Here is a 25,054-nt window from a genome sequence, read left to right as displayed (position 1 = left end):
CCCTCGATCCCCCGGAAAAACATTTGCAAAAACAAATAGTTATGAGGTTGCGCCCCGCCGAAATCCGAACATGTGGACGGCTGGCGGCCAAGGCCCTCGCGCCATCCACCCGGCGCTTCGCAAAACAGGTGACAGATTCGCTTTCGATGTGGGCCGTGCGGTGCCCTGAGCCGATGCCGCACGTCAGCCGATCAGGGCATGGTTGGATTGAGAAATCGCAGCGGAACGCTACCGGGGTTATTGCGTTCGAAATCTGAGAACAGTTTCAAAAATGTTTGTCCTGCGGCATGTGCCGTGGGCAGGGAGGTTATATGCGTCGTCTTCCTATTGCGTTGCTGGCATTGCCTTTTGCTTTCGCTCAGGCCGCATTTGCGGCTGACGAGGCTGGTCAGGAAGCATTCAACAATAATTGCCGGACCTGCCATTCGTGGAAGCAGGGCGACAATCGTCTCGGGCCGAGTTTGCATGGCATCGTCGGCCGGAAAGCTGGATCGCTGGAGGGCTTTGGATTTTCGGAGTCGCTCAAAAAATCGGGTGTGACCTGGGATGAAGGCTCGCTCGATAAATTCATTACCAGTCCGGACGGATTTATTCCGAATAACAATATGAAACCGTTCACCGGGATTGCTGACGCCGGTACGCGCAAGCAGATCATCGATTTCTTGAAATCCAACCCGAATTGATCGGGGCGCCTAGCAATATTCATCCTATCCGCTGAAGCCTGCGGGATACCTCTGGGCAAGCATCACCGCGAACGCTATTCAGGTAAACTCTGATTTGCGAAGGCTTCCATGATGCGCATCGGCTTCTATTCCGGTTCTTTCGATCCAGTGACGCTCGGGCACACGGATGTCATCCGACGTGCGACGGGGCTTCTGGATAGGCTCGTCATCGGCATCGGCATCAATCCGGGAAAAGCGCCAATGTTCGACGAAGCGGAACGCGTCGCGATGCTCGAGGAAGAAGTTCGGCCCATCGCAGACGCGACGAAAACGGAGATTTCGGTCGTGACGTTCTCAGGCCTCGCGATCGATGCGGCGCGGACGAACGCTGCGTCGATCATCGTCCGCGGCCTCCGCGATGGCACCGATTTCGACTACGAGATGCAGATGGCGGGAATGAACGGCGAAATGGCGCCGGACATTCAGACGGTCTACGTGGCGGCCTCGCCTTCGGTTCGTCATATAGCGGCGAACCTGGTGCGCGCGGTCGCGTTGATGGGCGGCGATCCATCGCCGTTCGTGTCAAAAGCCGTGCTGAAGCGTCTCAAGGCAAAAGCGCCAAAAACGCGCTAATGCGCGTTTCATGGCACCACGACCGAAAGCCGAGCTGCTGACGCTTCTGCGCAAGATTCCGCTTGGACGCGTGACGACGGCGGAGCGACTTGCGAGCGAGATCGGAATTCCAGCGCCGCTCGCCGTCACGATGCTGACCCAGCTGACGGAGGACGAGCGCGAGCTTGTTCCCTGGCATCGGGTGGTTGCGAAGGGCGGCGGCATCGGCCGCGGGCCGCATCGCGATCAGCAGTTCGCGCGGCTCGTGCGCGAGGGCGTGATGGTCTCGCCGGCTGGCATCGTGCAGGATTTGGGGCGGCATCTTCTGGCCTCGCTCGATGACGCATCATTAAAGAGCGCGGCGCGCGTTGATCCTCCGCCACCGGAAGGCAAGCCGGCGGGGCGATCGCGCGGCATGAAGCTTCGGCCGTAGGTCCCTGAGGCCCAGCCAAGCGGTCTCTTGCGGGGCAGCCGTCAAATCGCCATAAGGGCGGCAACACTGCCCGCCGCTACGCCCCGGCGGCTGTAATCGACAGACTTAAACGCCGGCGAAATCATAAATCCACGAGGAGCGCCATGGTCAGATTGCTTTCGGTTATTTTCGCGTCGTTGCTTGCAATGAGCGCGTTCGGAACTCTTTCGGCGCAGGCCGCCGGCGATAAGCTCGTCATCGAACTCAAGAATGGCAAGGTCGTCATTCAGCTCCGGCCGGATCTCGCTCCCAAGACCGTCGAACAGATCAAGACGCTCGCGAACCAGGGCTTCTACAACGGCATCAAGTGGCATCGCGTCATGGACGACTTCATGGCGCAGACCGGCGATCCGACAGGTACGGGTGCTGGCGGCTCTAAGCTTCCCGATCTTCCGGCCGAATTCTCGAATGAAGAATTCAAGCGCGGCACGGTTGCGATGGCGCGCACGTCCGATCCGAATTCAGCTAACAGCCAGTTCTTCATCTGCTTCAACAGCATCGGCTGCGCGAGCCTCAAGGGCAGCTACACGATCTTTGGTCAGGTCGTGGAGGGCATGGAGTTCGTCGATCTCATCAAACGTGGTGCGCCGGGTTCGGGAACCGTTAACAACCCCGACACGATGCTGAAAGTCTACGTGCAATAGCTTCCGATCCTTCCCATATCCCGTGGATCCGGGGTGAGCTTAAGATTTCAAGAAAGGATGGTCTCATGGCCGAATATAAAGACCCCGAAAACACGCTCATCATCGAGACGAGCAAGGGCAACGTCGTGATCGAGCTGCGCCCGGATCTGGCGCCACAGCACGTGGAGCGCATCAAGACGCTGGCCCGCGAAGGCTTCTACGACGGCATCGTCTTTCACCGCGTGATTCCTGGCTTTATGGCGCAGACCGGCTGTCCGCAGGGACGTGGCACGGGTAGCTCGAAGTTGCCGAACTTGCCGGCCGAGTTCAACGCCGAACCGCATGTGCGTGGCGTCTGCTCGATGGCGCGCTCGGCGAATCCCAATTCGGCGAACAGCCAATTTTTCATCTGCTTCGATGACGCGACGTTCCTGGACAAGCAATATACGGTCTGGGGCAAGGTGATCGAAGGCATGGAAAACGTCGACAAGATCAACAAGGGCGAGCCGCCGCAGAACCCGGACAAGATGGTCAAGGTTCGCGTCGCGGCGGATGCGGCCTGATGCGCGACATGGGCAACCACGGACAAGGCGCGCCAAGCGGCGCGCCTTTTCTCATTCTGGTGTGGGCCGGTCTTGCTGGTGCCGCGGGCGTCGGCCTTGCAGCAGCGGCTGCGCATAAGGTCGACAGTCCCGCGCTCGCCTCGTCGGCGACGCTGCTGACCCTTCATGCGGCGGCGGCGGTTGGAATTGTCTCCGTGGCGCTGCGTGCGGCCTGGAGAAGACTGTGGAGCACGACAGCGCTTCTCATGCTTTTTGCCGCGTCTCTCTTCACCGGCGAGATCGCGTATCACACGTTCTCGAGCGACGCCTCGTTTCAGATGCTGGCGCCCGTCGGCGGAAGCCTGATGATCGTCAGCTGGCTGCTCGTCGCGTGCCTCGCCATTGCGGAGGCGCTCGCCAAGCGCTGAGCTGCACATCTAAAGTCTTTTGATGCGTACCGATCTCTTCGATTTTGAATTGCCCGATAGCGCCATCGCGCTTCATCCGGCGGAGCCGCGCGACACCGCGCGGATGCTCGTCGTGCATCCCGTGAAGGGAAGCTGCGCGCTGGACGACGCCGATCTCGCGGACAAGACGGTGCGCGATCTGCCGGGTTTGCTCGCTCCGGGCGATGCCCTTGTCTTCAACGATACGAAGGTTATTCCGGCCGCGCTTTCGGGCGTGCGCATTCGCGGCGAGACGCGGGCGAAGGTCGATTTCAATCTGACGAAGCGGGTCAGCGAAAATTCGTGGCGGGCGTTTGCGCGTCCGGCGAAGCGTCTCGAACCGGGCGACCGCGTGCATTTCGGTCACGCGGACGACACCTGCCTGCTCGGTTCGCTCGATGCGACTGTTTCCGCGAAAGGCGAGGCGGGCGAGGTGACGCTGGCGTTCGACTTAGCTGGTGCTGCGCTCGACGATGCGATCAAGGCGGTCGGGCTGATGCCGCTGCCGCCGTACATCGCGTTGAAGCGCGATACCGACGTTCGCGATCGCGAAAACTATCAGACCATTTATGCGAGCCGGGAGGGTGCAGTTGCGGCGCCGACGGCGGGCTTGCACTTCACGCCCGAACTGCTCGCGGCGCTCGAAGCGCGCGGAATTTCGCGGCATTTCGTGACGCTGCACGTCGGGGCCGGCACGTTTCTTCCCGTCAAGGCGGATGATACGGATCAGCACGTGATGCACTCGGAGTGGGGTGAGGTTTCGGCAGAAACGGCGGCGGCGCTCAACGCGGTCCGCGCGCGCGGCGGCCGGATCGTTGCGGTTGGGACGACGTCGCTCCGTCTTCTCGAGAGCGCGGCGAAGGACGATGGAGCAATCGCGCCTTGGTCGGGTGAGACGGCGATTTTCATCACGCCCGGCTATCGCTTCAAGGCGATCGATATCCTGATGACGAACTTCCATCTGCCGCGTTCGACGCTCTTCATGCTTGTCTCGGCCTTCGCGGGCCTCGGCACGATGCGTGCGGCGTACGGACATGCGATCCGCTCCGGCTATCGTTTCTATTCGTACGGAGATGCTTCGCTTCTATTCCGGACGTCCGGCTGATATAGCTGAACCGGCTGTGTGAGGGACCGCGCGATCCGGTCAGAGCCGCCGTGTGCGTCGCATCATTCGATCAGCTGGGTTATTCCATGACAATCAAAAACGGAATTACACGGGCCTGTGCAGCAATAGCTTGGCTCGCGGCGGCGCCGCTCGTTCCTTTGACGATCGATGTCGCAAGTGCCGATGAGGCTTGTACGTCGGTCAACATTGCGCGCTGCGTGCAGAAGCTGCCCACGGGCATCGACATGGCCTACGTCGAAGTCGGGCCAGCCGATGGCAAGCCCGTCATTCTCATTCATGGCCTGACCGACAGTGCACGGTCGTGGATGCTATCGATGGATGCGCTCCACAAGCTCGATCCCAAGCTGCGCATCATCGCGGTCGATTTGCGCGGTCATGGCCAGAGCAGCATGCCGGATGCCAAGACGTGCGCTCCGGCACCGGAGGCCTGCTATCGCATCTCGGATCTCGCGGGCGATGTGATTGCCTTCATGGACGAGAAGAACATTCACAAGGCTGATTTCGCCGGGCATTCGATGGGGTCGTTCGTGGTGCAAGAGATCGCGCTTACGCATCCCGAAATGGTCGGCCACGCGATCTTGAATGCGACCGGGGCGAAGAGCGTCGGCAATGCGGCTCTGGGCGACTTCGTGTTGAACCAGACGATCGAAGGCGCTTGGAAGAAGGCTTTGGAGGCCAAGGGCAAGGCGTTTCCGGCCGACGTTTATGAGTTAACGCCGCTCGATGCCGATCCGAAGGCTGAGGAGTGGATCGCGGCCAACTGGACGATTGATCCCGCTGCGGAGGCTTCGTTTCTGGAGCCCTACACGCCCGAGACGGCGAGAACAAAGCTCGGGACGTGGATCGGCGCGACGAAAGGGCTTCTCGCGCAGGACAACAGCGCGCGACTACAGAGCATGTCCGTACCGACGCTGGTGATGTGGGCCACGCAGGACAGCATCTATCTGGCGAAGGATCAGGACGAGATCAAGGCCGCGCTCAAGGCCGCCGCCGCCAAGTCGGGCTTAACGTTCTACTGGAAGGAATATGGGAAGCTGCCGCTTCCGGCATCCGGCGCGCAGGAGACCGACATCGGCCACAACATCCAATGGTCGGCGGCGGAGACGGTGGCGAAGGATATCAACGCCTTCATCACGACGGGCGCTCCGACGATGGATCTGGTGCACAGCGATGCGGCGCCGAACTTCAGCAAGCTCATTGTCGAGCCGGGTAAGGGCGTCGTCGAGAAGATCGAGAAGTAGAAACCAATCACTGCTGCCGCCGGTGCGGATATCACCCGCCGGCGGCAGCCGCCGTATTGAATGAGATCGATGAACGTTACGACACCGGAACACGTGACTGAGACTTCCTCGCCGGCATTCGGCTATCGCCTGCTCAGCCAAGACGGCAAAGCGCGCCGCGGCGAGATCGTGACGCCACGAGGGATCATTCGCACGCCCGCCTTCATGCCGGTCGGAACGGTTGCGACCGTCAAGGCGCTTTATCCGGAGCAGGTGCGCGATGCGGGCGCGGACATTCTTCTCGGCAACACCTATCATTTGATGCTGCGTCCTGGAGCGGAGCGCGTCGCGAAGCTCGGCGGCTTGCACAAGTTCATGCGCTGGGAGAAACCGATTCTGACGGACTCCGGCGGCTTCCAGGTGATGAGCCTCGGCAAGATCCGCAAGATCACGGAAGAGGGCGTCGCGTTCCAGTCGCATATCGATGGCTCGCGGCACATGCTGTCGCCCGAGCGTTCGATCGAAATTCAATGTCTGCTCGGTTCCGATATTCAAATGCAGTTCGATGAATGCATCGAGCTTCCAGCAGAACGCAAGGAAGTCGAGCGGGCGATGGAATTGTCGCTGCGCTGGGCCGAGCGCTCGAAGCGCGCCTTTGAGATGCAACTTTCATCGGGCGGTGCGGGTCCGGGGCAAGCGCTGTTCGCGATCGTTCAGGGCGGCACGGACGTGGAGCTTCGACGGCGTTCGGCAGAAGCGCTCGTTGCGATGGATTTCCCCGGCTACGCGGTTGGCGGACTTGCGGTCGGCGAAGGGCATGAGGCGATGATCGCGACGCTCGGCGAGACGCTGCCACATCTCCCAGTCGAGAAGCCACGCTATCTGATGGGCGTCGGCACGCCGCTCGATCTCATTGAGAGCGTCGCGCGAGGCGTCGATATGTTCGACTGCGTGATGCCCACCCGGAACGGCCGTCACGGCTATGCCTTTACGTGGAACGGTCCGCTCAACATGCGCAACGCCAAGCATGCCGAGGATCCCACTCCGCTCGATCCGGAAAGCTCGTGTCCGGCGGCGCGTGATTATTCCCGCGCCTACATTCATCACCTGATCAAGTCAGGCGAATATCTCGGCGCGATGATCCTGTCGTGGGTCAACACCGTCTTCTATCAAGAACTCATGGCGGCGATGCGAGCGGCCATCGAGGACGGCCGCTTTGACGATTGGGCGGCGGAGACGAAGGCGCGCATCAGTTCTGCTCCACAGGCTCAAGCGCCATAAGGCTTTCCTTATGCGCGATGCGTTCGCGATGGATCAGGTAGAGGCCTGAGACGACGATGATAAGCGCGCCCGCGAGGCTCCAGTGATCCGGCTGATCGCCGAAGACGACGTAGCTCAGCGTGATCATGCTGATCAGCTCGAAGTAGAGGAACGGCGTCACGGCTGACACCGGCGCGAAGCGGTACGCCTGGATGATCAGATAGTGGCCGCCGCCGCCGAGCGCGCCGAGCGCCAGCAGCAACACCCACGTCCAAATGCTTCCGGGCCATACCCACTCGCTGATCGCGAAGGGGGCAGACGCAATGCCGCCGACGACTGTGCCGTAGAGCAGCGTCACGAGCGAGGAGTCAAAGGTCGTCAGCCGGCGCGTGACGATGATCAGCAAAGAATAGGCGAGCATGGAAAGAAACGCGGCGATGAATGCCGGGTGCACGGCTGTCATGCCCGGCCGGACGACGATCAAGACCCCGAGAAACCCCACGAAAATGGCTGCAGCCCGGTGCCAGCCGATGTGCTCGCCAAGGAGTGGTACGGCAAGGGCCGCCACGACGAGGGGCGTCAGGAAGGTGATCGAAACCGTCTGATCGAGCCGGAGATATTTCACGGCGATGAAGTTGAAGATGGTGGTCGCCAGCATCAGCGAAGAGCGCGTGAGCTGAAGAGTGAGATTATTGGTTTTCAGAAGCTTCGGCATCGCGGCGGGGCCAACCACGGCTGCCATCAAAAGGATCTGGCCGAGGAAGCGAACCCATACGATCTCCGACACCGAAATGCCCGTCCTCATGACGAGGTATTTGGCGGTTGTGTCCAGAGTGGCGAATAGCGTTACCGCTATGCACATCAGGAAAATGGCCTTGAGCCGATCGGGCATGTTCGTGGGACTTCAGAAGCGGTGCGCAAGCAGGCGGCCGGCTCGGAAGAGAGCGGCGCAGGACGCGGGATTTATAGTTTGGCGATACGCGGGTGGAGGCGAGGTGAGGGAGCTACCGTTTGAGCAGCTCGTCACGTTCTTTCACAAGGGCGTCGAGCTGGGCTTGCTGATTGGCGATGCGATCGGAGTTCAGTTCCTCGTCCGCCGCACCTGAATAACCAGCTGCCTGTTCGATGAGCTCGCGGAGGTTGTCGCGGAGGATGGCGATGCGCTGCTCGAGTTCGGCGAGGGCTTCTTGGTTAGCCATGGCAATTCCTGTCTGCTGACGGTTCCGAGCGCCAATAGGCGGGACCCGCATCTTGAGGGATATAACGCGCAAGGCGGGCCCGAGCCACCCATGTTTGTGCAGGGCTGCGACCATCCGCCAGAAGAGCTGGTGGAATGAGGGTTGCGGGTTGCGAGTCCCGTTTCTATAAGCTCGCTTCGGCGCGCGACGCGCCGCATCTCTCAAGTGGGTGCGGCAAGGCATGGGCCGAGATAGCGCCGGACGGAATATATTCGTCCAAGTTATTGATTTTGGTGCGTTAAAGGGCCCGTAGCTCAGCGGTAGAGCATCTGACTTTTAATCAGAGGGTCGTTGGTTCGATCCCAACCGGGCTCACCACCAATATCAAATGCGTTAGGGATGATTGCTGGTTCCGATCGCGCTCAGGTCACAGGCCTAACGAGCGCATTCGCAGGCCATAACGGACCGGCCTTGCCTTGGCTGTGCAATCCGGCGCTTGCCGTAATCCCCGAACCGCAACTCATCACGCATGACCGGCTGAACGCGCGCTGCGTTCTGGGCGACGACGCTAGCTTGCGCGTGGAGATCGCTCGGACGGGAGCTTCCCTGTTTCAACGGTTCTCATAATGTTGCAGAATTGCAGAAGCCATCGTTTGCCTCCCACCATCGCTCACGTGCAACGCCTCTCCATTTTTCGTCTGCTGGATGAACGCGCGAGGATCTTCGAGCATGCTGCAATCGATAACCCGCTCGGCCGTGATATTTGGGATCGTTGGATTCCTCGGCGGATTTCTCGGTCCGATGATCCTTACCCCTGAGGCTAATCAGGGACCGATGCTCGGCATATTCATTACGGGTCCGGTCGGCGTCGTCGTCGGTGCCATCGTCGGTTTCGTGCGAGCGCTGGCGCAGGGCTTGTGACGGCGAGAGCCTCGCGAATGACTGTCGGCTAGGCTTTCGTCATCTGGCTAACCGCTTTCGCAGTTCCGGTACAGCTGCCACCATTTGGGCTCGTTGCTATCCAGCGCTCGCTGATGGAAGTAGTCGCACTTGCCGTGCGGGATGATCGCGTGGTCTTTGTAGGTGACGAGACCGCCAGACGCGGCTGAGGCTTCCGCTTGATCATCCGCGGACGGAGCTGTGGCCGCCTGCGGGTCGGTTTTATCTTCTTCGGCAACGGCTGCGAATGCGAGCAAACTACAAACGCTCGCGCCGATGCAGAAGGCTTTCCAGACATTCATTGCCATGGCTGAACCTCTCGGATGAGGGGGTACGGATGATTGCGAGAAGTCGGCCGCCGGCTCAATAGGCTGTTCGATCTAAGTCGCTTCCATCGCCATGCGGCGAGAGAGGCGTTCACATCGGCTTGGGTTTGCCGTCGTCGCCGTTCGGACGGACGAGCAGCTCTTCAGATTTCGCATTCGGCTTGAGCATCGCTAGCGCCTCTTGGACCGTGGTCATAAATTGCGCGGGGAAAATGATCGTCGAATTCCTCTCCGTCGCGATTTCGGCCATCGTCTGCAATGTTCGCAATTGCAGCGCTACCGGGTGCTGCGTGATGATGTCGGCGGCTTCACCCAGCTTGACGGCGGCCTGGAATTCGCCCTCCGCGGCGACGATCTTGGCGCGGCGCTCGCGTTCGGCCTCCGCCTCCTTTGCCATCGCGCGCTGCATGTTTTCGGGAAGGACGATGTCCTTGATTTCGACGGCAGTGACTTGCGTGCCCCAGGGCTCGGTGTGGGTGTCGATGACGTTCTTGATCTGCACGTTGACGTCGGCCGTCTGCGCGAGAAGCTGGTCGAGAGAGAAGCGACCGACGACGTTGCGAACGGTTGTCTGACTGATCTGATTGATTGCATCGTAGACGTTCTCGATCACGATGACCGCCTTCTCGGGATCTGAGATATGGTAGTAGGCGACCGCCGCGATATCGATCGAGACGTTGTCCTTGGTGATGATCTTCTGTGAGGGGATCTGCATCGTAACCGTGCGCAGCGAAACGCGGACCATCGTTTGAAACGGGCTCAAAAGGAAAATAAGGCCCGGTCCTCGCACGCCGCTGAATTTGCCGAGAGAGAAAATAACACCTCGCTCGTATTGGCGGAGAATCCGCAGGCATGCGAAAATATACATCAGCAGGATGAGCGCAACGATTGGCCCGAACATGTTCGCAGCTCCTTCGGCGGCATGCACCCCATGCTATAGGTAAACTCACTTGCAACTCTAAGCGATGAATTTATTTCCGTGCTGACGACTTGAAGTATTCTGCTCGGCTCCGACTTAAGTTGAAGTCTGGAGGTGACGCCATGTCTCGATGGATAGCAGTAGCGGCCGCAATGGCCACGCTAGCAGCAACGGCTCCGGCCAATGCCGGGGGCGGTGGGGAGGCCGCAGAGTTGGAGGCGGCCCGCTCGAATGCGCGCGCCGGAGGGCCGGTTAGCGAGCGCGACGCCGAGCTGCTTCAGCGGTATGGCTGCGAGAGCGGCACGAGAAGCCCAGCGTGCAGGTCCGGAAATCATTACCGGCCGTACTATGGACGACACCGCCGGCACTGAGGGCGGCCGCACGGTTTCGCCGAGCCGGTGAGACGAGGAGTTGCTGCGCGAGAATTGGAGATAGGGATCTTTCTGAGCACATGGCGGAAGCGGCCAAGCCAGAAATGCGTCAAGAATAAAGCCGCAATGGAATATGAATATCAGATGAATGGAATTGGCATTCGGCGGCGATTTTCGCGGCGGCGTATAGCCCTCTGAAATGGCTCTTTAATCGCTCCCATATACGAGTTCAAGCACGATGCAAGACGATGGCTCGAAACCAAATCGGGTTCTCGGGTGTTTAATCGGCTAAGAGCTCGCGGGGAGCGCCCCGTCAAGTTGGAGGAACACAATGAGGAAATACATCGGTATCGCTGTTGCGCTGGCATCCGCTCTGCCGCTCGCAACGATTTCCACGACTGCAGATGCGGGCCCGCGTCATGGCTACGGCGGGCGGCATTACGCTCACGGTGGTTACGACCGCGGCCGCTACGGACATCACCGTGGACGCGGGTATTGGCACAACGGGCGTTGGATCGCTCTTGGCATCGGCGCCGCGATCGTTGGTGCCGCCGCTGCAGACTCTTATGGCGGCTGCTATTGGCGCCATGGCTACCGCTACTGCGACTAACGTCGTCGCATAAGCCTGAACGGATTGCCCGGTCTCGCAAGAGGCCGGGCTTTTTTTTGCGCGCTTGATTTTGCTGGAACAGACGCGCGCGGCGTTTGTGGGGTTTTACACAGCGCCCTGTGGACGACTTGATATGTGTGGGAATCCTGCAGGCTCGCGGTTGGCGCGGGGCGATCTTCTATGCTGCTTAGGGCGCAGTGAGTAGGAGGTTGAGTGATGTTAGGTACGACGGCTTCGAAGATCGTTGCATCCGTGGTTCTTATCGCGTCCGCGACGAGCACGGCGAGCTTGCCGACAAAGCCGGATTATTCTTCAAGGCAAGATACTCCCGTGGCGCTCGATAGTGCGTCACTGCTCGTTGCAACGCTTCAGAACGGCGAAATTCAAACTCAGTGGATGCCTCGCGATGTCTGCGAGCATGTCGTTTCCGCCGTGCTTTCGGGGGATGCTGTCGCTGGAGTGAGGGCGGACGGCGTAAAGGTCTTTATCGCTCGCGCCAATTGCAGCACGCGGCGCGTTCCCGTCCTTGAAAACAAGACGGCACTCAACGTTCCACCAAAGGCGAATTGAAGTCCGCCCTGGCTCATCGCGCTTATCGGAGAGATATCAAGTTGGCCGCCTGTGGCTTTCCGCAATACTTCGACCAGAGGCGGCCCGATGCAATCATACGCTAACATACTTAGGTAGATGCAATACCAGTTAGCTACCGCGACCAGACTGCTTTTTGCATCATCCGTTCGGCCGATTGGCCATTATGCCGGTTCGCGCTGATTAGCGTTCAGAGCATTTGACCGCGGTACCTCCGGGTCAGGCGGCGTTTTGCTTAAAGTCCGGCACAGTCCGCAGAATTTCACGGATCGTTTCTGGTGGCTGCGGCCGGTGGAACAGAAAGCCTTGAGCTAGCGTGCAGCCGTAGTCCTTGACGATCTCGAACTGCTCGGCAGTTTCGACGCCTTCGGCGGTCGTCCGCATGCCGAGCGTGCGGGCAAGTTCGACAATCGTCGACAGAATGGCGCGCGCTTCCATCGAAATCCCGAGGTCGCGGACGAACGAGCGGTCGATCTTGATTTTCTGAAAGGGGACCTTCGTCAGGGAGCTGAGCGAGGAGTAGCCGGTTCCGAAGTCGTCCATCGCGATCTCGACGCCGAGATCGCAGACTTGGCGGAGGATATGGGTCGCCAACTGGACGTCCTTCATGATCGTGGATTCGGTGACTTCGATAATGAGGCGGTGACTCGGCAAGCCGGATTCGGCGAGCGCCATTTTAACGGTGTCGACGAAGCTTTCCGCCTCCAGTTCGATGGCGCTTACGTTGACCGATATGCTCGTCTCCTCGGGCCAGGACATCGCTTCTTTGCAGGCCTGACGGAGCACCTTGGCTCCGAGATCGGCGATCATGCCGATTTCTTCTGCAATCGGGATGAAGTCCGCGGGGGAGGCAAGGCCGAGACGCGGATGCTTCCAGCGTAGCAGTGCCTCGGCGCCGACCGCTGTCATCGTCTGTACGCAAACGATCGGTTGATAGTGGAGTTCGAACTCGTTGTTGTTGATGGCATCGCGCACCTCGGTTTCGAGGAGATTGCGTGCCTTGACCTTGGCGTCGAGTTCCCGCTCGAAGAGCCGGTAGGTGCCTCGTTGATCCTCTTTGGCGGCATAGAGCGCGAGATCGGCGAGGCGGAAGAGTTCAATTGGATCGCAGCTATGATCCGGCGCCATGGCGATGCCGACGCTGCCGCCGCACGTCACGTCCTTGGTGCCGATGCGCACGGGTTCGCTCAGGATGCCGATCAGGCGCTGGGCAAGCGCTGTCGCGCTCGATGGATGATCGAGATCGACGATCAGCACGGCGAACTCGTCGCCGCCGAGCCGCGCCACGGTATCGGTTTCGCGTAACGCTTTCTTCAACCGATCCGCCATGACCTGCAACAGCTCGTCGCCAGCGGCGTGGCCAAGGGTGTCGTTCACGACCTTGAAATTGTCGAGGTCGACGAGAAGGAGCGCCATGCGGTCGCCGCGTTTTGCGCGCGCCATTGCGAGCTGCATACGCTCGGCGAGGAGGTGACGATTGGGAAGCGATGTCAGCGCGTCGTGGCGTGCCATGTAGGCCGCCTTGCGATCGGCTTTTCGCCGCTCCGTCACGTCGATCGCTGCGATCAGCAGAGCATCGCGGCCTTCATGGACGAGGGGGCGGACGTAGACCTCGACCTCCATCGAACGCCCGTCACGGCGATAATGCTTGAAAAGCTGCGGATCATCGGTTTGGCCGTGCTGCTGGCCGTTGCCTTCGAATGGCAGGATAAGTTCACCGCTTTGAATTTCGCGCAGTGACAGGCGCGAGAAATCGCGCCGCGTATAGCCGTAATGAGAGACGGCAGCATTGTTGACGGCGAGGATTGCCATCCGTTCACGGCTGACGACGAACATCGGCAGTGGATTGTTCTCGAATAGAAGCCGGATCGAGGCTTCGCGCTGCTTCATTTCGGTGATGTCGATGCGCAAGCTGATTAGACCGCCTTCGCTGGTGCGGCATTCTTCGATCAGATAGCAGCGGCCATCATCGAGAAGCTGCTCGTGCGGTGCTGCGGGCGTGCGAAGATTTTTAAGGCGTTCGGCCAACCAGGCTTCTTCCCGGCCGAAGGCTTCGGGGTACATCTGGCGTTCGAGGCCGATGCGCACCGCCTCTTCAAGGCTGCCGCCGACGACGATCGTATCGATGGCCCGGTGGTAGATCTGCGCGTATTTTTTGTTCCAGGCGACGTATCGGTTGTCGGCGTCGAGGATCACGATGCCTTCGGGCAGGATCTCGATCGCTTCTTTCAGCCGGTTGTGAGCTTTCTCAAGTTCTTCTTTCTGGCTCGAGATGGCTTGTTCCTGAGCCTGAAGATGATTGTTCATCTCATCGCGGAGCGCAATTTCGGCCGAGAGGCGCTCCTGCAGGCGGGCTTGGGAATCGATCGTTTCGGCGAGCGGCATGACCGTGAGGAAGGCGGTCAGGATCAAGAGCTGCGTCAGCTGGATGTCGGTCAGAACGGCCAGTGTGGTGATGTGGTGGTCGCCTTCCAACCCGCCCGCGGTGCATGCGAGGACGGCGGCGGACATCAGCAATGTGGCGGCCGACGTCGCGTTAGGGCCGAGGCGGCATGCGATGAGCACGAGTACCGGCATGATGAGGAATGCGAGGAAGGGCTGCGGTAGCCCTACAACCAGAACCATCGTCGCCGAGAGCGCTGTGAAAAGCGCGTAAACTTCCCAGTTCGAGGCCGTAGAAGATGGCGTCAGGCGCTTCTGACGTAGGCGTACGATCGCCGGTGTGACGGTCAGTAAGCCGAGTAAATCCGAGAACAACCAAGCCGTGAACACCCGAAGTGAGAAGGGTTCATACGTCATCGCGGCAACAACGGTCGCAATTGCCGCCGCAATGGCCGACGCTCCGATGGCTGCGATTGAGAAAGATTTGAGGAAATGGACGCTGCGGAATTCGAACGGCTCGGTTTCCCTCAGCTTGATAATGCGGAAGGCGACGTAAATCTCGATGGTATTCGCGAGAGCGAAACCGATATTCGGCCCTAATGTCCGGTGGGCAAAGAAATTCGCGATGATGTTGGCGAATAGCGTCAGCGCGATGATCTGGTGCCTGCGCCACGGACGACGGGCAAGGATGACGGCGGCGAGCGCTATACCGTTGGCGGGCCAAACCGTTGCTATGCCGTCGGTGTTTTGCGTGAATGCTGCGGAAAGATAGGCAACGACGCCGAAAATGCCCGCGACAGCTGTCGCGCGCGCTAGGCCATCGCTATCGGCCGCATAAAGCCTTCTCATCTCGGTGAATGAGCGATGGCGCTTCCCCCTCGTCAGCATATCCCGAAGCTCTCAATCCCCTTCGAACCGGCAGGCCGGACCGATATTCCCATTCCAAAATTGGCGAAACGCGTGAGCCTAATTAATGAGCAGAAATGCCAATTAATTCAGCAGTCTCCGTGGCTTCCGCCGACTTAGAAACAAGCTGAGGCTATTTCATTAATTTTGGGTCAAGGTAGATATTGCGGGGAGTCAATTAGAGGGCGATCGCGGGCTCAATTCGCGAATTCTCAATTCGTGCGGAGAAATTCCGGCGCGCGCTGACGAAACGTTGGAATTTTTTAAGCGCGCGTTGCCAGTTGGTGAACGGGCCGCGACCGGGCGAAAAGGATCGTTTGCATCGGATGCCCGATGAATGCCAGCGGCCCGCTCGCTCGACCGCCGGTTGGGCTATGCACTGTCCAGACTGAGGGCCCCGCCTTGAAGAAGGGCTTGGCTCTGGGAGCCGTTCGTCGCAGCAACGCGCGAGATCGCTGCAAACACTGGAGTCTGGCGCGATGCCATGAGTGAGCGACAGTTCGCAGTTGCAAAAAGCTGAGGGCTGGACCCTCGACGTGGAACAAATTCCGTAACATAGGCCGTTAGTTATTTGATGCCGCCGTTCTCGTGCGGTGCAGCGAAGCTCGACAAGGAGATGTTTTGATGGATGCACAGGCGGAGGCTTCCGATCTCGCTAGAAGAATGCCCGATCGGTTGACCGCCAGTCAGATCAATCTCGTGCATTTCGCGCTGGCGATGGGCGGCTTCGCCATCGGCACGACTGAGTTCGCGGCGATGAGCCTGTTGCCTTACTACGCGGCGACTTTCGGAATCTCAGAGCCCGAGGGCGGTTATGCGATTAGCGCCTATGCGCTCGGTGTCGTCACCGGGGCGCCCGTCATCGCAGTCCTTGCCGCGAAGTGGTCGCGCCGAACGTTGCTTCTGACGTTGATGATGATCTTTGCGATTTTCAACGTGATGACCGCGCTTTCGCCGACGTATAGCTCGATGGTCGTGTTTCGGTTTTTGAGCGGGTTTCCGCACGGCGCTTACTTCGGCGTTGCCATGCTGGTCGCCGCTTCGCTCGTTCCTTCAAACGCTCGGACGCAGGCCGTGGGTCGCGTTCTCATGGGCCTCACCATTGCGACCGTGATCGGGGTTCCTGTGGCGACGTGGATCGGGCAGGCGCTCGGCTGGCGCTCAGGGTTTGGTATCGTCGGAGCCCTCGCCGCTCTGACGGTCGCACTCATCTGGCAATTCGTGCCCTACGACCGGCCTGACAGGACCGGCAGCATGATGCGTGAGCTTGGCGCGCTCAAGCGGCCGCTGGTGTGGCTGACGCTCGCCATCGGCGCCATTGGGTACGGCGGCCTCTTTGCGGTCTACACCTATCTCGCAACGACGCTGACGGACGTGACGCAGGTTCCGTCCTACGTCGTGCCGATCGTGCTCGCCTTCTTCGGCATCGGCATGACGCTCGGGACATATGTCACCGGCCGGCTCGCCGACCATGCGTTGATGCCGACCGTTGGTGCGCTGTTGCTCTGGATCCTGTTCTGGCTCGCGGTCTATCCATTTTCGGTTGGCAATATTTACGCGATCACGCTTGTCGTATTCATGATCGGCACCGGGGGTGGACTCGGAACGGCGCTGCAGACGCGGTTGATGGATGTTGCCGGAGAGGCGCAGACGCTGGCCGCCTCTCTCAATCACAGCGCGTTCAACATGGCGAACGCGCTCGGTCCCTGGCTTGGCGGGCTGGCAATTGCGGGCGGCTTTGGCTGGGCCTCGACCGGGTGGGTCGGCGTGGGGCTCGCCATCGGCGGCTTGGCGTTCTGGGGAATTTCGATTTTGGCGGACCCCAAGAGCCTGACCTCGACGCCGCATCACGAGCACTGAGCGCAATCGGGCTCCGCCGTCAGTGGCCGGCGGCGGCCTCGGCGGGAATTTCCTGCGGTTTGCTCATCAGCAGCGTGAAGAGGGCGGCGGTGGCGAATAGGGCCGTCAGCACGATGAAGAGATCGGCGAACGAAAGAACGTTCGCCTGCATGCGCACCATCATCGCGAGTTTCTTCAACGCGGCCATGTCGCCGTCGGCCTGCATCGCGTTCGAGAAGGTCTGCTGCATGCTCGAAAGCTGATCTTCGGCTGCGGGGTGTCCCCACGCAACCTGCTCGTGCAGGCGCGCGAGATGAAGGTCGAGGCGCTTGTTCAGAAGTGTATTGATGATCGCCAAGCCGACGGCGCCGCCGAGGTTACGCGTCAAGTTGAACAGTCCGGAGGCGTTCTTCAGCTGCTCGGGCGGCAACGTGCCGAGCGACAGGTTGTTGATCGGCACCATGCACAGCATGAGCGAAGAACCACGCAGGATCTGCGGGAGCAGAAGCTCCCAGAAATCCCAGTCGGAGGTGATGCCACTTGCGAGGTATGTTCCCGACGCGAAGCCAAGAAAGCCGATCAGCATCATCACGCGCGGATCGAGAATGCTCGACAGGCGGCCGCTGATCGGGGCGGTTAGAAACATCGCGACGCCGGTGACGAACATCGTCTCGCCGATCATCAAGGAACTGTAGCCGCGGATCTGGGCGAGGTACACGGGGTAGACGTATGTCAGGCCGTAGAGGCCGATGCCCATCGTGAAGCTGAAGGCCGAGCCGAACGCGAAGTTCCGGTTCTTGAAGGCTCTGAGTTCGACGATCGGATCGCGCGCGGTCGCGGCGCGCCAGAAGAAGATGATGGCGCCGACGACCGTTAGAACGCCGAACATTGCGATGGTCTGATCGTCGAACCAATCGTAGCGCGGGCCTTCCTCCAGCACGTATTCGAGCGATCCCAGAAACATCGCCATCGCGATGAGGCCAACGTAGTCGAACCGGTCGAAGAGGGCAAAGTTCGGCTTGTCGAAGTCGACGAGGAAGTAGACGGCGATTGCGACGAGGATGCCCGGCCCGACGTTGACGAGGAACAGCCAGTGCCATGAGAAGGCGTCGGTGAGATAGCCGCCGACCGTCGGTCCGATCGTCGGCGCGAGTGTTGCGACGAGGCCGATGATGGGCGAAACGATATTGCGCTTTGAGGCGGGGAACAGAGTGAACGCAACAGCGAAGACGCTCGGGATCATGCCGCCGCCGATGAAGCCCTGGATCGCGCGGTAGAGGATCATCTGGTCGATCGTCGTGGCGGTGGCGCAGAGTGCGCTCGCGGCGGTGAAGCCGACGGCGGCCGAAAAGAAGAGGATGCGTGTCGAGAGAGCGCGCGCGAGGAAGCCCGATAGCGGGATCATCACGACTTCGGCAATGAGGTAGGCCGTCTGGACCCACGGGATTTCATCAGAGCTCGCCGAGAGGCCCGCCTGGATTTCCGACAGCGAGGCGGAGACGATCTGAATGTCGAGGATCGCCATGAACATGCCGAAGACCATGGCGAGGAAGCCCGCGAGCTGGCGCGGCGTAACGCCGATCCATTCGAGCTTCTGAGCTTCGTCACGTGTCTGGGTGATATCGGTCATGGCTTTGGAGCCGCCTTTCTCCGGCGGCTATCGCAGAGCGGCTTGATCGGGACGCACGTCTTTCGGCGTCGTGCGCGTATCGAATTTCGGCGTCGTGCGCGTATCGACGCTGACGACGACGGAGAGGCCGGGGCGCAATCTTTCGAGCGTTGCGGATGCGGGAATGGCGATGCGAACCGGCACGCGCTGGACGATTTTCGTGAAGTTGCCCGTGGCGTTTTCAGGGGGTAACAGCGAGAACTGCGAGCCGGATGCGGGCGAAACGCCTTCGACCGTGCCCTTCAACACTTCGCCATTCAAGGCATCGACGCGGACGGTCGCCGTCTGGCCCGGGACAATTTCGGGAAGTTGCGTCTCCTTGAAGTTCGCATCGACGAAAACTTTATCGAGCGGCACAACCGCTGCGAGGCGCTTGCCGGGCGTCACGTAGTCACCGACCTGCACGCCGCGATTGCCGATGACGCCATCGAAGGGTGCGCGGATGACGGTGAAGGAAAGATCACGTGCGGCCTGGTCAACTGCAACCTGCAATTCTTTCGCAACCTTCTCCGCCTGATCGCGCTGGGCGTGGAGGAGGGCAACGTTGGCGTCGGCGGATTGTATTGCGGCTTCGTTCGATTTTACCTGGGCCAAAGCGGAATCGCGCGCTGCGATGGCGGCGTCGAGAGAAGCCTTCGTTGCGTAATCCTTTGCAGTCAGCGCGTCCGTGCGTTTGAAATCGGCTTCGGTTTTGATGACATTCGCCTTGGCGGAGTCGAGTTGAGCGCGGGCTTGGGCGCTCGAGGCTTCCGCCGCCCGGATCTGCGCGTCGAATGTTTTAATCGCGGCGAGCTGGGTTGCGAGCTTCGACTGAGCCTGTTCGAGCGCCAAGCGATAGTCGCCATCATCCAATTTGACGAGCACGTCGCCTGCCTTCACCGGCTGATTGTCGACGATCGGGACTTCCGCAACGAAGGCGGGAATTTTCGGTGAGATGATCGACATGTACGCGCCGACGTAGGCGTCGTCGGTCGAGACGAGGAAGCGGCCGACGGTGATGTACTCGTAGGCGAAGTAGCTGAGACCCATGAGAGCCAGCGCGCCGATGCCCATGAATACGGGTTTGCGGCGTGAGCCCGATTTCGATGCGGTGGCTTCTGCCGGTGCTTCGGCTTTCGACTGACGCGCGCTGGGCGCTTCGGACGTCGGAGCGGCTTCGGATTTCGCCGGCTGGATCTGGTTTGCATCCGCGACAACGCGCGGGCGAACGTCGGAGGACGTCGCTCTTTCTTCGTTCTCACGCGCTTTGGCGCGAAGGCTGCTGAGGTTCCCACCCATGACACTCAAATCCCGTTAGACCGCGGCATTAAACCGGCTGGTTCACATTGCTCTTGACATACAACGCGGATGGGTGAATATCAAGATGAAACTGAACCGTTTGGTTCGAATTAATCTCTAGCTGCTGAACTACAAGTTCAGAATGTGTAAGGATTACTGCTATGGAAGCTGCTCATTTGGCCTCAGCGTTCGCGAAAGAGGAGCGGCGCGGCGGCCGACCCGCGGCCGGTACCGATCCGCAAAAGCGCCGACAGATTTTAGAGGGGGCAGGCAGGGTTTTTTCGACGACCGGGTTTGACGCCTCGAGCATGAGCGATGTGGCCCGCGAGGCGCGCGTTTCAAAGGCGACGCTCTACGTCTATTTCCAAGATAAAGAGCATCTCTTCACGGCGATCTGCGCCGAACGGCGCGATCGCAACATCTCCGAGATCATCTCGCTGCTCGATACCGAGAAGCCGTTCAAAACAGGTCTGACTGCATTCGGCGTCGAGCTGTTGACGATCATGTCCCAGCCATTCGTCATCGCCGCACATCGGATCGTCATCGGCGTCGCCGAGCGGATGCCCGAAGTCGGAACAGAGTTTTTCGAATGCGGGGCGAAGCGGGTTGCGAGCGCGGTCGCAAAATATCTCGATCATCACATTGCGGCGGGCGGGCTGAAGATCCCCGACACCTATTTCGCCGCCATGCAGTTTTTGGAGCTGATACAAGCCTCCATCATCCGCCCACGGCTTTTTGGTGCGATCACCGAGCCGGCATCGCGTGAGGAAATCGAGAACAACGTTGCGTCCGCGCTTGCGATGTTCTTGGCAGCCTACGGAACGCCCGAACTGCGCTAAATTTTCACTTCCCGAGAGGTGCTAGCAAGCGACGCTTTCTGGCACTCTCTCGGCGAAGTCGAGATCGCGCCGTTCGTTCGAGACGCCCGCGATGGTTCTCCAATCGGGGAGATTGGCGAGCGTCGGGTCGATGTAGGTGTGGTGCCAGAGCTGCGTCGCGAGCACCGCCACGAGACCGAGTTCAGCGGAGCTGCGCTGATATCCCCAAGGCGACAGATCCTTATATTTTCCGCGCCATTCGCGCACGGCGCTGGGATCGAAATATCCGCTCTTCTTCAGCGAGGCATCGCTCAACAGTTCGTCGACGTAGGGCAGGCGCTGTTGCAGGAAGAAGCCATCGAGTGGTGCGCGGAACATACCCTTCGGGCGCCATGCGATTGATTCCGGCAGCCATTTCTCGGCGACGCGGCGGAGCAGATACTTTTCGGTGAGGCCTTTGAGCTTCCACTTCGGATCGATACCGGCGATGAAGTCGAAGACGTTGTTGTCGAGGAACGGATAGCGCATTTCGACCGACTGGCTCATGGCGATGCGATCGCCCTTGAGGCTCAGCAGCTGTCCCGGCAGATGGATTTTTCCTGCCCAATAGACGGCGCGGTTGATCGGATGCCAGGTTTTCGCGCGCGAAACGTCCGGCTCGATGGCGGCATAGGGATCGTGGGCGCTCAAGGCGCCAAGCATGCTTGGGCTATAGAAGCGGAATCGCGACGGGCTCAAAAGATCATAGAACCTTTGGAACGGATGCATGCCGCCTGCGGACTTCGCGCAGCGTTCGAGATAGGCGATTGCATCGTCGCTGCAGCCGAGCCACCGGTAGAACGACTTCTGCACGATTGGCGGCAATAGCCCGGCAGTCGCCTTGCCCGACCATTCATTGATGCGATCGAACTTGTACCAGGGGTAACCGGCGAGCCATTCGTCCGAGCCTTCGCCCGTCAGCGCGACCTTGAAGCCTTTTTCGTGCACTTTTCCCGCCAGCATCATCAGTGCAGTGCAGGAGGTATCGGTTACGGGTGCTTCCGTGGCGACGAGCAGCTTCTGGTAATTCGCGACGATGTCTTCCGACCCGCACGGCACGATGTAGGGGTCGGCGGAAAGGTGCTTTGAAATGATCGCGGCCTGCTCGGTTTCGTCGAGCTTCGGGTCGCGGATCTTCACGGTGAATGTCGCGGGTGCGGCACCGAGAATGTCCTTCGCCATCGCAACGACGGTGCTCGAGTCGACGCCGCCTGAGAGATACGAGGCAACAGGAACGTCGGCGCGCAGCCGGCGCTTCACAGCGTCGTATAGAACGCGTTCGAAATCGTTGACGAGCTGCTTCTCGTTCTGTCCGCGCGCTTCTTTGCCCGCGGCCGGGAAATCCATTTCCCAATAGGTGCGCTCGTCGATCGTCGCGTCTTCGCCGATGCGTCCGCGCGAGATCGTCAAGAACCGTCCCGGCGGCAGAATGTTGATGCCTTCGAAGCAGCTGAACGGCCCGGGCACGGCCAAGAAATTGAATACCGCATCGATGCCGCGCCGGTCGGGCTTTGCTTCGACCATCCCGGTCGCGAGGATCGTCTTGATCTCCGAGCCGAAGATCAGCCAGTCGGTCCCGAAACGCGTCGTGCGCGTCCAGAAGAGGGGGCAGATGCCGAAGCGGTCGCGCGCGAGGATAAACTTCTGCTTGCGCTCGTCGAAGAGGGCAACGGCGAACTGGCCGTTGAGCTTCTCAAACATGTCTTCTGCATACTCTTCCCACATGTGCGGGAAGACTTCCGTATCGCAGTGCGTCGTCAAAACATGGCCGCGGCTTTTCAGATCGCGGCGCCAATCGTCGTGATCGTAGATCTCGCCATTGAAGATCGCCGTGATCTGCTTGTCTTCGTTGAAAACAGGCTGCTGCCCGTCGGCCAGTCCGACGATGCTGAGGCGGCGGGAAGCGAATCCAAAGCCGGGGCGCTGGAGGTAGCCGTCCTCATCGGGTCCGCGATGAACCATCGCGTCAGCCGCACGCTTCAAAACTGAGAGCGGAACGGACCGTCTGCCCTTAAGGTCGATTATTCCGAAAATACCGCACATAGGATCGTCCAAAAATTCTCGGGGAGCAGATTGAGCGCCCAGCGAGGGGATGAAAATTGCTGCACCGTCTCATTCCGCCGGATGATGAGACGCGTGCGCTCCTCAGACTGCACCAACCGTGATCCGGGATGGTGCGCCGAAACCTATATGGCCACCAGCGTTCGCAATGGTGGTTACCGTTCGCGACAAATACGCGCGTCGCTCAGCATTTCCTGCAAAAAAAGCGGCTGGATCGCAGCATTGCATCAGACGCGTAACGGCTTTTGGAAGCCCTTACGCGTCTAGCCTTATTGTATACGTACTCGCGGGTTGCTGCCCGCGAGCGGTGCACATCATGGGTTCGGCTTGACGGGCTCAGTTGCCTTGTCCGCAGCAGCCTTTGCGTCAGCTGCGGCTTTATCGGCTGCGGCCTTGGTTTCTTCGGCCGCTTTGTCGGCAGCCGCTTTCGTGTCGGCAGCAGCTTTGTCAGCAGCGGCCTTCGCGTCCGTGGCAGCCTTGTCGGCTTCGGCTTTTTCCTTGGAGTTGTCGCAGGCGGCAAGACCGAGAGCGCTGATCACGCCCAAGGCTATGAAAGCTTTCCTCATTTGGTGGTCCCTTTCACGCGCTTCTTGTTTTTTATAGCAAGCTTCGTGCGCTTGCTGATTTCATTGGGCCGCAAGCGGAGGGAGAAATCAAGGCAATAGAAAAGGGAGGCAATCTGGCGTTAAAGGCCGATATTCCCCGCAAGGTGCAATTTGACGGGAGGCATTAGCTCTGTGTTCAGATCGTTTTCCGCGCGCCGATCTACTCGTTGCGGCGGCGCGTCATGAACGCAAGGCGTTCAAGAAGATGCGTGTCCTGCTCGTTTTTGATCAGTGCGCCGGCAAGGGGCGGCACGAGCTTTCTCGGATCGCTCTCGCGCAGAAGTGCCGGGTCGATGTCCTCGTGCAGGAGAAGCTTCAGCCAATCGAGAAGCTCTGACGTCGACGGCTTTTTCTTCAGGCCGGGCACGTCGCGCAGTTCGTAGAACACGCGAAGCGCATCGTTGACGAGGCGATTTTTCAAGCCGGGGAAATGCACATCGACGATCTGGCGCATCGTCTCGGCGTCGGGGAACTTGATGAAATGAAAGAAGCATCGCCTGAGAAAGGCGTCGGGCAGCTCTTTCTCGTTATTCGACGTAATGAGTACGACGGGACGCGTTTTGGCTTTGATCGTCTGGCCCGTTTCGTAGACGAAGAACTCCATCCGATCGAGCTCTTGCAGTAGATCGTTGGGGAATTCGATATCCGCCTTATCGATTTCGTCGATCAGCAGCACGCTGCGTTGTGGTGCCTCAAAGGCTTCCCACAGTTTGCCGCGCTTGATGTAATTGGCGATATTCTTGACGCGTTCATCGCCAAGCTGGCCATCCCGCAGGCGCGAAACAGCGTCGTATTCGTAAAGACCCTGCTGGGCTTTCGTCGTTGATTTGATGTGCCACTCGATCAACGGGGCATCGAGCGCCTTTGCAACCTCGGTCGCGAGAACCGATTTGCCGGTGCCGGGCTCGCCCTTGATGAGGAGCGGACGCTCGAGCCTGATCGCGGCGTTGACCGCGATTTTGAGGTCGGGCGTGGCGACGTAAGAGGAGGTGCCTTCGAAGCTCATCATTGGTGTGTAGGGGGCCTGCGGAGAGGGGAGCAAGGTGACTGAAGAGCACTCCTGGCCAAGGATCTGAGAAGGGCCGAAGGCTGAGGAATGCGGTTTCCAAGTATAAGCTTTTGAAATCGTTCAAGTAAAGCAAGATGTATCAAATTTAGCATGGCTTCGTAGCGAGCTTGACTCAGGGGGCCTCGTCCATAGATAAGGTTCGGCCGAACGAGGCCGACTCGCGGTTCGACTTTTTTCGGCGGAGGACGATCGGCTCGAGCGAACGCAAGCCTCTGGAGAGGCGACGATGAGCAAGGCAACCGGAACGAAGACGGCGAAGCCTAAGACGGTCGCCAAGAAGCCCGTCGCGAAAGCCGCTGGTCCGGCGAAGAATGACAAAATTTTAACGAGCGCGGCAAAGGCTGCTCAGGCCAAAAAGCCGGCGCCGTCAAAAACCAAGGCGGCAAAGACCGTCGCAAAAGTGGCACAGACGAAGGCTCCGACGGGGAACACGGCTTCGGCCGTTAGCAAGCCGGCGTCTCAGAAGCCGATCCCGGCAAGTGCGCCGGCCAGGA

General features: G+C 59.9%; 24 protein-coding genes and 1 tRNA gene. 15 read left to right on the top strand and 10 right to left on the bottom strand.

Features of this window, described 5'->3' with window-relative positions:
• Positions 1-311: 311 nt before the first annotated feature.
• The 9 genes from G359_RS14385 (at position 312) to tgt (ending at position 6,984) form a co-directional block, all read left to right on the top strand.
• Entirely contained in the window at positions 312-683 is a 372-nt protein-coding gene (locus G359_RS14385; RefSeq protein WP_045836686.1) for a c-type cytochrome, read from the top strand.
• Between the two features lie 108 nt (positions 684-791).
• Entirely contained in the window at positions 792-1,295 is a 504-nt protein-coding gene (coaD, locus tag G359_RS14380; RefSeq protein ID WP_045836685.1) for a pantetheine-phosphate adenylyltransferase, read from the top strand.
• A 10-nt stretch (positions 1,296-1,305) separates the two neighbouring features.
• The gene (locus G359_RS14375; protein WP_045836684.1) at positions 1,306-1,707 is read left to right on the top strand and encodes an MGMT family protein; all 402 of its coding nucleotides are present in this window, start codon (positions 1,306-1,308) and stop codon (positions 1,705-1,707) included.
• Between the two features lie 143 nt (positions 1,708-1,850).
• Positions 1,851-2,390 carry a peptidylprolyl isomerase gene (locus tag G359_RS14370; RefSeq protein WP_082072945.1) on the top strand — a complete coding sequence of 180 codons (540 nt, stop codon included), beginning with the start codon at positions 1,851-1,853 and terminating at the stop codon, positions 2,388-2,390.
• A 65-nt stretch (positions 2,391-2,455) separates the two neighbouring features.
• The gene (locus G359_RS14365; protein ID WP_045836683.1) at positions 2,456-2,932 is read left to right on the top strand and encodes a peptidylprolyl isomerase; all 477 of its coding nucleotides are present in this window, start codon (positions 2,456-2,458) and stop codon (positions 2,930-2,932) included.
• Complete coding sequence (locus G359_RS14360; RefSeq protein WP_045836682.1) at positions 2,932-3,339, top strand: DUF423 domain-containing protein; 408 nt, start codon at positions 2,932-2,934, stop codon at positions 3,337-3,339. Before G359_RS14365 ends, G359_RS14360 begins: the two co-directional genes overlap by 1 nt.
• A gap of 22 nt (positions 3,340-3,361) precedes the next feature.
• Positions 3,362-4,462, top strand: a complete 1,101-nt coding sequence (queA, locus tag G359_RS14355; protein ID WP_045836681.1) for a tRNA preQ1(34) S-adenosylmethionine ribosyltransferase-isomerase QueA — start codon at positions 3,362-3,364, stop codon at positions 4,460-4,462.
• 86 nt (positions 4,463-4,548) lie between these two features.
• Complete coding sequence (locus G359_RS14350) at positions 4,549-5,724, top strand: alpha/beta fold hydrolase (RefSeq protein ID WP_082072944.1); 1,176 nt, start codon at positions 4,549-4,551, stop codon at positions 5,722-5,724.
• A 69-nt stretch (positions 5,725-5,793) separates the two neighbouring features.
• Positions 5,794-6,984, top strand: a complete 1,191-nt coding sequence (gene tgt, locus G359_RS14345; RefSeq protein WP_045836680.1) for a tRNA guanosine(34) transglycosylase Tgt — start codon at positions 5,794-5,796, stop codon at positions 6,982-6,984.
• On the opposite strand, the gene G359_RS14340 is transcribed toward tgt, so the two are convergent.
• Positions 6,953-7,855, bottom strand: a complete 903-nt coding sequence (locus G359_RS14340) for a DMT family transporter (RefSeq protein WP_045836679.1) — start codon at positions 7,853-7,855, stop codon at positions 6,953-6,955. The genes tgt and G359_RS14340 overlap by 32 nt on opposite strands.
• 112 nt (positions 7,856-7,967) lie before the next feature.
• Positions 7,968-8,162: a hypothetical protein gene (locus G359_RS14335; protein WP_045836678.1), complete on the bottom strand. Its 195-nt coding sequence runs from the start codon at positions 8,160-8,162 to the stop codon at positions 7,968-7,970.
• Between the two features lie 282 nt (positions 8,163-8,444).
• On the opposite strand from G359_RS14335, the gene G359_RS14330 reads away from it, so the two are divergent.
• Positions 8,445-8,519 (top strand) — tRNA-Lys (locus tag G359_RS14330).
• Positions 8,520-8,870: 351 nt separating this feature from the next.
• Positions 8,871-9,062 carry a hypothetical protein gene (locus tag G359_RS14320; RefSeq protein WP_052699394.1) on the top strand — a complete coding sequence of 64 codons (192 nt, stop codon included), beginning with the start codon at positions 8,871-8,873 and terminating at the stop codon, positions 9,060-9,062.
• A 47-nt stretch (positions 9,063-9,109) separates the two neighbouring features.
• On the opposite strand, the gene G359_RS14315 is transcribed toward G359_RS14320, so the two are convergent.
• The gene (locus tag G359_RS14315) at positions 9,110-9,388 is read right to left on the bottom strand and encodes a hypothetical protein (RefSeq protein ID WP_045836676.1); all 279 of its coding nucleotides are present in this window, start codon (positions 9,386-9,388) and stop codon (positions 9,110-9,112) included.
• Between the two features lie 109 nt (positions 9,389-9,497).
• Positions 9,498-10,307 carry a slipin family protein gene (locus G359_RS14310; RefSeq protein ID WP_045838040.1) on the bottom strand — a complete coding sequence of 270 codons (810 nt, stop codon included), beginning with the start codon at positions 10,305-10,307 and terminating at the stop codon, positions 9,498-9,500.
• Between the two features lie 720 nt (positions 10,308-11,027).
• On the opposite strand from G359_RS14310, the gene G359_RS14305 reads away from it, so the two are divergent.
• Positions 11,028-11,306 (top strand): hypothetical protein, encoded by a 279-nt coding sequence (locus tag G359_RS14305; protein ID WP_045836675.1) that lies wholly within the window; start codon positions 11,028-11,030, stop codon positions 11,304-11,306.
• A 216-nt stretch (positions 11,307-11,522) separates the two neighbouring features.
• Positions 11,523-11,876, top strand: a complete 354-nt coding sequence (locus G359_RS14300; RefSeq protein ID WP_045836674.1) for a glycosyltransferase family 61 protein — start codon at positions 11,523-11,525, stop codon at positions 11,874-11,876.
• A gap of 237 nt (positions 11,877-12,113) precedes the next feature.
• On the opposite strand, the gene G359_RS14295 is transcribed toward G359_RS14300, so the two are convergent.
• Positions 12,114-15,164: a bifunctional diguanylate cyclase/phosphodiesterase gene (locus tag G359_RS14295; RefSeq protein WP_052699393.1), complete on the bottom strand. Its 3,051-nt coding sequence runs from the start codon at positions 15,162-15,164 to the stop codon at positions 12,114-12,116.
• 642 nt (positions 15,165-15,806) lie between these two features.
• On the opposite strand from G359_RS14295, the gene G359_RS14290 reads away from it, so the two are divergent.
• The gene (locus G359_RS14290; RefSeq protein WP_197077586.1) at positions 15,807-17,042 is read left to right on the top strand and encodes an MFS transporter; all 1,236 of its coding nucleotides are present in this window, start codon (positions 15,807-15,809) and stop codon (positions 17,040-17,042) included.
• Positions 17,043-17,061: 19 nt separating this feature from the next.
• Here G359_RS14290 and G359_RS14285 read toward each other — a convergent pair whose 3' ends face one another.
• Both G359_RS14285 and G359_RS14280 read right to left on the bottom strand, forming a co-directional pair.
• Positions 17,062-18,651 (bottom strand): DHA2 family efflux MFS transporter permease subunit, encoded by a 1,590-nt coding sequence (locus G359_RS14285; RefSeq protein ID WP_045836672.1) that lies wholly within the window; start codon positions 18,649-18,651, stop codon positions 17,062-17,064.
• Between the two features lie 27 nt (positions 18,652-18,678).
• Positions 18,679-19,968: an HlyD family secretion protein gene (locus tag G359_RS14280; RefSeq protein WP_052699392.1), complete on the bottom strand. Its 1,290-nt coding sequence runs from the start codon at positions 19,966-19,968 to the stop codon at positions 18,679-18,681.
• Positions 19,969-20,129: 161 nt separating this feature from the next.
• Between G359_RS14280 and G359_RS14275 the strand changes: the two genes are divergently transcribed.
• Positions 20,130-20,807, top strand: coding sequence for a TetR/AcrR family transcriptional regulator (locus tag G359_RS14275; RefSeq protein ID WP_045836671.1), 678 nt, complete (start codon positions 20,130-20,132; stop codon positions 20,805-20,807).
• A 21-nt stretch (positions 20,808-20,828) separates the two neighbouring features.
• Here the strand turns inward: G359_RS14275 and asnB are convergent, their stop codons facing one another.
• From asnB to G359_RS14260, 3 genes are all read right to left on the bottom strand, one after another.
• Complete coding sequence (asnB, locus tag G359_RS14270) at positions 20,829-22,868, bottom strand: asparagine synthase (glutamine-hydrolyzing) (protein WP_045836670.1); 2,040 nt, start codon at positions 22,866-22,868, stop codon at positions 20,829-20,831.
• Between the two features lie 332 nt (positions 22,869-23,200).
• Complete coding sequence (locus G359_RS14265; RefSeq protein ID WP_082072943.1) at positions 23,201-23,452, bottom strand: hypothetical protein; 252 nt, start codon at positions 23,450-23,452, stop codon at positions 23,201-23,203.
• Between the two features lie 199 nt (positions 23,453-23,651).
• A complete protein-coding gene (locus G359_RS14260; RefSeq protein ID WP_045838037.1) occupies positions 23,652-24,497 on the bottom strand; it encodes an AAA family ATPase in 846 nt (281 codons plus the stop codon).
• Positions 24,498-25,054: the final 557 nt, after the last annotated feature.

Source organism: Hyphomicrobium sp. 99, from assembly GCF_000384335.2.
Classification (GTDB): domain Bacteria; phylum Pseudomonadota; class Alphaproteobacteria; order Rhizobiales; family Hyphomicrobiaceae; genus Hyphomicrobium_B.
This window is presented reverse-complemented; position numbering and strand designations above follow the sequence as displayed.